We start from the raw sequence: 6,942 nt of genomic DNA, 5'->3' as shown, positions 1-6,942 counted from the left end.
AGTAATACAGGAATAAGGTTTAAGTCCGTTTAAACCTTAAAGTCCAATTAGTTATAATTGATTGTGAACGTTGCTGTGCCGTTAGCTGGACCCGTAGTCACTGTGTCAGACTTAGCAATATAACGCGCTCTAAAATCTAAGTTATTTTCCACATTTTGCTGCAATGGGTAGTTTTTAGAGGCAGTAAACAATGGGACAATTTCATTCAGGTCATCGGTAATTTGGATACCTACACCTGTTGCTACACCAGCGTCTTCTTTCAGCTTGATGACGGTGTCATCACCTAAATAGGAGTCTGCATCGAATTTTACTGACGCAGTCGTGACGGTTGCTGGGCAGTTAATTAATTTGATGGTGAATTTCGTGGCAGCGGCAGTGCTTCCTGCGCTTGGTAATGCAGTTTTAGAGACTTTCCCTAAGTTTACTTTTAATGCATCAGAACCAGCGGCTAATTCACATGCTTGATCTGTGATTTCACCAGTAAAATCGATAGTACCGTCAGCGGCCAATGCATTATTAATAGCAAAAATAGATGACGCTGCAATTAACGTTGCGATGATATTCTTTTTCATTCATGACTCTCCAAGGAAGATATTTTATTTGATGTTATTGAGAGCGGGATAAATATCCGCGTACTCAATTGGAGAGTATTTTGTGGTTATTTTTTCAAATAAACAAGTCAACGAATAAATAGTGTTAAATAATGGTTTAATTATATTTTTGGTTTTTTTATAACAGAAAACACATTATGTGTTAGGAAATGAAATTATATTATGAAATCGAATGATTTTATTTTTTCATTAATGATTTACTAAAGTTAAATAAAAATAAAAACCCAGTAATAATTTTAGCGTGATTTTTAAATTTTATTCCTCTCGCATAATGTGATTTTTGGGTTTTTAATCTTAAGTTAAATTTTGGTTTTGTTTGAAAAGCGAGCTAAATAACGAAAATCAATAATTGATATTGTAATATCTGAAATGGTTGCTCAAAATAGTATAGTCTAATTACATTGTTTTTATAAAAACATCTTCGTTATTGCTAAAAATAATTACGGTTATAGAATAAAAAAATCACGATATAGAAGATGTTTATTTTAGTCGTTAATTTTTAGGTTTTAATCATAAAGAGAAATTAACCTATTTGTAGAGGAAGTAGTGCGGTTCAGGCGATAATAATAGCTCTGCTTCAATAAGTTGTTTATTGATGAACTGGCACTTAGGGCTTTGCTCTTCAGGCGGAGGGATAAAATCAGACATGAGCTCTTCTACGCTGACCTCAAAGATTTCAGCAATACGAAATAACGTATCAACATGAATGCGTATTTCCCCCAGTTCATGACGTGATTGGTGCTGTTGGCTGATCCCTAATCGCTGACTTAACTCTTGAATACTCATTTGGTGGTTTTTTCGTAGTAAGCGGATCTTAGTGCCAATAACTTTTGATGTTTTTTTATTCATTAACTGTTCTTACCTGATGTGATTAATTTGTTTGTTGTTCAGACGGAAAATAAGTTTAGAATTTATTAGTAACTATATTTTTTATCTTTTCTTTATCATGTTCACTAAAATGAAAAAATAAAATTATATTGACTTCGAAAAAATCAGAATATTGCTTTAATCTGTCAATCGAAATGCGATTAATACCTTTCTCATAACGTAGTTGCTGTTGTTCACTAATGCCGATTTCTTGAGCAACATTAATTAATGAAAGTCCTTGTTCTTTTCTTAATGTTCTTATTTTATGACCAATGACTTCAGATACAGGATAACAACGAGGCATAATCTAACTCCTGATATATTGGTGCTATTTAGTTATATTTACTTAGTTGGCGTAAATATAAATTTAGGTGTTTATTAATATACAGTAGTGATAATAAATCAATTTAAATATTGATGAATTTATTGATCAGACTACAGATTATATATCTTTAAATGAACATCAAAATTAAATGGATATTAAAACTACGATTAATAATTAATGGTAGATAAAATTAAACTCTAAATGGCTACGAAATGAACCGGGCTCCATACCACTGCCATAACCCGCTACACGAGCAGAAAATGGAAACTCCACACTGCGAGTTTGGCTGTTCACAGGAATAGTGATTTTAGAGCCATCTTTGATAGTGGTTTTATTGGTCCTATCGGTTAAATTTAATGCCACATTTTTTGCTGCACCATTATTAATAAAATAGTCTGGCATAGTGGTATCTGGCGTACCTGATAAGGTCATAATGGCTTCTTTAGTAGCAACAGGGCAGTTTTTTAATTTTACCGAAAAATCCACCCATGGGGATTGTTGGCTATCCCGAATATTCCAGATATTAATTTTTTTCAGGTCAATAACGTAGTTTGTGGTTTCGAGTTCACAAGGCATTGCCGTAACATAACCATGAACATTGATTGAAATTTGTTGGTCGGCGGCAAACAGGGGGCCAGATATCAACAATAATGAAAGCGCGATTTTTTTCACTATCTCTTTCCTTTTCTTATAAATAGGTAATGGTGGCGGTAATATTGGCTAAAATTGACCCCGGAACCACATTGCCCACGGCGCTGTAAGCACGGGTACGCAATGGAATCGCAATATCTGATTGCCCATTAAGTGGTACCTGTAAAACTTTTAAATTGCCTAAGGGCGTTGCCCCATCATCACTTTGTAATTGCACGGCGACATTTTTTGCAGTACCTAAGTTTTTATATAAACTACTGGTGGCATCCCCAGTTTCCGCCGTACCTGTAAAGGTCAGTTTGATTTGGTTCACAAATGCCGAGCAGTTATTTAAGTTAATATTAAACGTATTCCAAGTAGAACCTGTTTGTGCACCATTAAAAACATCAATGGGCAAACGCTTTAAATCAATGTCAATATTGTTACCGCCAGAAATATTACAGGTGGCCGCTTTAATATTGCCGGTGAAATTTAATATGACATTATCTTCAGCGTATGTATAAAAACTCGTGAGTAAACTATTTATTATCAATAAGATGTTAATTAAATTTTTCATTATTTAATCCTATTCATAACGAATATTAACAGTGGCTGAGGCATTTGCAGAGCCTGGTGTGATCTTATCTGCTGTTTTAATATAACGGGCTTTCCAATTGAAAATATAATCGCCTTCTGAAACTGATTTTGCTTGATTAAATTTTTTATCCAACGTTATTGGGTTATTATTGTTATCGAGTAGCTGTACAGCGATACCTTTTGCACTATTTTCTTCGGTGGCTATGTTAAGCCAGCCTGCTGTCGGAGAGGACGAACCATTGGTACTTTTCACGGTTACATTGATGTTTGTCTCAGGGTTACATTTTAGTGAAATTGGAATATCAACCATATCACTAGTATTCCTAATATTTTTAAATTGAGTATCGTACCAGTCACCTAAATTAATATTGTAAACACTCTGATTTAACGAGCAATTAAGCACATTAATATAGATAGAGTTAGGTTGAATAGTTAGTGTGGTATTTAAATGATAAGCCGCGCCTGCCGCCGCATTACGATTACCTTTTGTGGCAATTAATCCACTATCAATATATCCAGATTTTGTTACCTTACCAGTTTGTGTTAAGGTTAAGGTGAAATATGCTGGAACCCAAGGCATTGAATTATATGTACCATTGATATAGCCCACATAAGGGAAATTAATGGATGAAGAGCATGTTGGGCAATTATTTGCAACAAATCTAACATATTGTGAAACGCCTGATATATTTGTTTTTAAAGGTGATTGAGATGTTTGACCATTTGCATATAGATATTGAAAATAGACATTCCCAATATTACTATTTGTAGTAGAGATATTTTTACATTGGCTATTATAATCTTTACCGTCATTATTTACATACATATCAAGAGGTACGCTTGAAGTTGCTATTATTGTCTTTAAATCACCAGTGAAATTACTGTCGAATGGAACATCAATTTTATTTGTTCCATTAATGTATGCGGCACGAACAGGTTGTCCATTATAACAATCATAGGCATTGGCTTTATTGTTAACAATAAATAACCCTAACGATAATAAAAAAATCTTTATTATGAGTCTCTTTTTCACTGACAAACTCCTTGAGTTTTATATAACCCCATATAATCCGAAATCCCTGCTAAGTTATAATTTACTTGGCATTGTTGTTTCTCGTTATATTGAATAATAAACTGCCCACTTTCCGCTAAGCCGGATAAATACACTTCACCGTCATTACCGACAAGGCTATTTAATTGGTTGTTATTATTAAATATGGCCTGTGCCCCAAATGGCACTGGCTTTCCGTCTGCAAAGGTTAGCGTCATAATCGCGCGGTAACCGACATTCGCTGCAAAGCTGGCTTTGACGAGAGCGCCTCGGCTTGGTGCGACGGTTTGGCTGGTTAACTCCATTTCGGTATTATTGGGTAACGCCGAGGTATCAATATCCACGGTATTTTTACGGTAAGCCGTCACGTATGGCATTAACGCATAACCTTGGTTATTGGTTACCACGCCCGCTTGGTTCATAATTGGCACATCCCCTGCATCAGGGATTTCCACAATAGCCGCAGTCTCACCCAATTGTTGGCCTAACACTAACCCGCCAGAGTGTGCGACGAGGCTGCCATTTACACCGTAATACAGGTTGTAGTTACTTTTGCTGTAACCTGTTCCACCGGATATTTCACCATATCGCCCTTTGTAAGAGGCATTAGCATTCCCCGATCCACCTTGCCCTTGGTTTGCTACACTTTGCTGCATGCCCCAATTTAAGCGGTTATTCAGTTGCGAGGCAGAAACCCCCACGCTGGCCGAACGAGCACCTTCACTGCTGTAATTGCTGTTTAAATTGATATAAGCCGTATCTTCGAAGAAACTGAACGGAATATTGAGTGAAAGCGAGAACTGATGGTCATCTTCACTCTGCTTTTTACTGTTCGCACTGTATGAATAGCTGCTGGTGTTCTTGTTATAGGTATAATTTATGCCGTAACTGATACCCTGCCAGCTATTGTTATAACCCAGTGTTGCGGACTGCGTTTTTCGGTCACTGTTCCAATAGTCTTCACTGATAAAACCCGCGGACACGGAGCCATAGGTATCCCCTAAGTTTTGGCTCAATGTGATTTCCCCACGATTACGGCGGCGCTCAATAGTTGGGGTGTAAGTGTTGTCACGGAAGGTATCGAACACTTCTGATAAGCTGTAAAACCCTTCAGTGGAATAACGGTAACCCGCGAGCGCAATATTGGTGCCGATATCATTCAGATTTTTGTTATAGCGAAAACGATAAGACTGCCCGCGCTTTTTAATGTCATCGCGCAGCTTCGCTTGGGATTGGGTGACATCAATGGAAATGGCACCTAATACGCCCAAATTCTTTCCTGCCCCGATGGAGTAGGATTGGTAATCGTCACTTAACTGACTGCCGCCAAAAACAGTGGTGCCATGGGGTAAGCCATAAATCAGTGTAAATTGACCAAATTTGGTTTTATCCACGCTTTTATCATATGAGCGGTATTCCCCAGCGGTGGCGCTATAGGCTAAATACCCTTCGCGCTGTAATACAGGGAGTGACGCAAACGGCACAATTTGTACTTGTTCGCTGCCGTTCGACTCTTTTATCGTCACATGCAAGTCACCGCTGCTCCCTGTTGGGTACAGATCGCTGATTTCAAACGGCCCCGCAGCCACGTCCGTTTGGTAGATGGTATACCCATTTTGGCGAATGGTAACTTGTGCATTGCTGCGTGCTATTCCGCGTACGACGGGGGCATAACCACGTAAACTTTCGGGGTACATATCGTCATCAGTGGCGAGCTGTGCCCCACGAAATGGCACGCTGTCAAATACTTGGGATGGCGATGTGCTATCCCCTAAAATCAATTGGCTTTTTAGGCTATTGATCCCTCGGGAAGCATAGGTGTAAATGGTGTCCCATTTATTGGGTTGCCCGCTGCTGTTTGACCATGTGGTGTAGTTGCGCAGGCGCCATGCCCCAATGTTAATACCCGGGCGCAGGTTAACGTAGTTTGACGTCGTGTCGTCACCGCCTTGGCGGTCATGGTTTTTCGACCCGCTGTAGCTGTAATTAAGCAGCAGAGCGGTGATCCCATTGTCGATATCGGCTAAGTCCACGTAACCCCGCGGGTTTTTCGCCAGTGCGATTTGTGGAATGCTTAAATATAAACGTTGAGAGTCAAAATCAAAGTTGCTTTTGGCATCGGGAATAGCAGCCAAATTAACACAGTTATTTTGACTATTATTTAATTCAGGATAATCTGCAACTTTAATATCAAAACTTTTTAAATCGTCCAGTGTTAAACAAGGCGCTAATTTATTGTCGCTATTTTTATCGAACTTTAAATTTTTTGCGCCAATTAAATTGGTGTTCACATAAATATCGACATAATAGCTTCCTGCCAATTGTTGGTTATTTTCAAATTGACTTAAATCCACTGCATCTTTATTTGGCAATTCTAAAAAGTCGGGGTCAAAATACGCGCCTCCTTCTACCGAATTATTACCTGTAGGGTTTTCCGCGTACAAAGGTACTGTATAGCCTAAATAAATGAATAGGCTAAGGCATATTTTATTTATTTTCATGTTGAGAACCTAAAAATTTTTGGGCTATATTTTTGCTTCAGACGCCTCAGAGGCAGAGCCATAATCATTAATTACTTCCCATTTCACGGTACCGTGGGTGGCGCTATCCTTCAGCTCAAAGGTTGTACTGGATAATGGGGTAGCGTAAGACACATTACTCACTTTTTTGCCATTAAAGGTAATGCTTTGGAAATTCATAAAATACGGTGTTGGGTTATTCACCGTTAATTGGTTACCCGATTTAGACCATGTCAGCTTTTTTTGTTGTTCTTCAAAGTTCACGTCTTTAATTGCTGAGGGGCGGTAAATCAATTTCATTTGTGTTTTAAAGGCAATCTGCAACGAGTTTTCTGTGCGTTC

8 protein-coding genes are annotated in these 6,942 nt (G+C 38.2%); all 8 read right to left on the bottom strand.

Annotation, left to right across the window (positions count from 1 at the left end):
• Positions 1-47: 47 nt before the first annotated feature.
• Entirely contained in the window at positions 48-572 is a 525-nt protein-coding gene (locus AC4IFO_RS22575; RefSeq protein WP_490737787.1) for a fimbrial protein, read from the bottom strand.
• A 567-nt stretch (positions 573-1,139) separates the two neighbouring features.
• Positions 1,140-1,460, bottom strand: coding sequence for a helix-turn-helix domain-containing protein (locus AC4IFO_RS22570; protein WP_490737785.1), 321 nt, complete (start codon positions 1,458-1,460; stop codon positions 1,140-1,142).
• A 55-nt stretch (positions 1,461-1,515) separates the two neighbouring features.
• The gene (locus tag AC4IFO_RS22565) at positions 1,516-1,782 is read right to left on the bottom strand and encodes a helix-turn-helix domain-containing protein (RefSeq protein ID WP_490737783.1); all 267 of its coding nucleotides are present in this window, start codon (positions 1,780-1,782) and stop codon (positions 1,516-1,518) included.
• A gap of 195 nt (positions 1,783-1,977) precedes the next feature.
• Complete coding sequence (locus AC4IFO_RS22560) at positions 1,978-2,475, bottom strand: fimbrial protein (protein ID WP_490737781.1); 498 nt, start codon at positions 2,473-2,475, stop codon at positions 1,978-1,980.
• 16 nt (positions 2,476-2,491) lie between these two features.
• Positions 2,492-3,010: a fimbrial protein gene (locus AC4IFO_RS22555; RefSeq protein WP_490737779.1), complete on the bottom strand. Its 519-nt coding sequence runs from the start codon at positions 3,008-3,010 to the stop codon at positions 2,492-2,494.
• A gap of 9 nt (positions 3,011-3,019) precedes the next feature.
• On the bottom strand, positions 3,020-4,063 hold the full coding sequence (locus tag AC4IFO_RS22550) for a fimbrial protein (protein WP_490737777.1): 1,044 nt from the start codon (positions 4,061-4,063) through the stop codon (positions 3,020-3,022).
• Entirely contained in the window at positions 4,060-6,582 is a 2,523-nt protein-coding gene (locus AC4IFO_RS22545) for a fimbria/pilus outer membrane usher protein (RefSeq protein ID WP_490737775.1), read from the bottom strand. Before AC4IFO_RS22545 ends, AC4IFO_RS22550 begins: the two co-directional genes overlap by 4 nt.
• Before the next feature lie 24 nt (positions 6,583-6,606).
• Positions 6,607-6,942: fimbrial biogenesis chaperone (locus tag AC4IFO_RS22540; protein WP_490737773.1), on the bottom strand; the 336-nt coding region annotated here is incomplete at its 5' end.

Source organism: Providencia sp. UF-224 (genome assembly GCF_058245955.1).
Note: the sequence above shows the minus strand (reverse complement) of the source record. Positions and strands in the feature narration are given on the sequence as shown.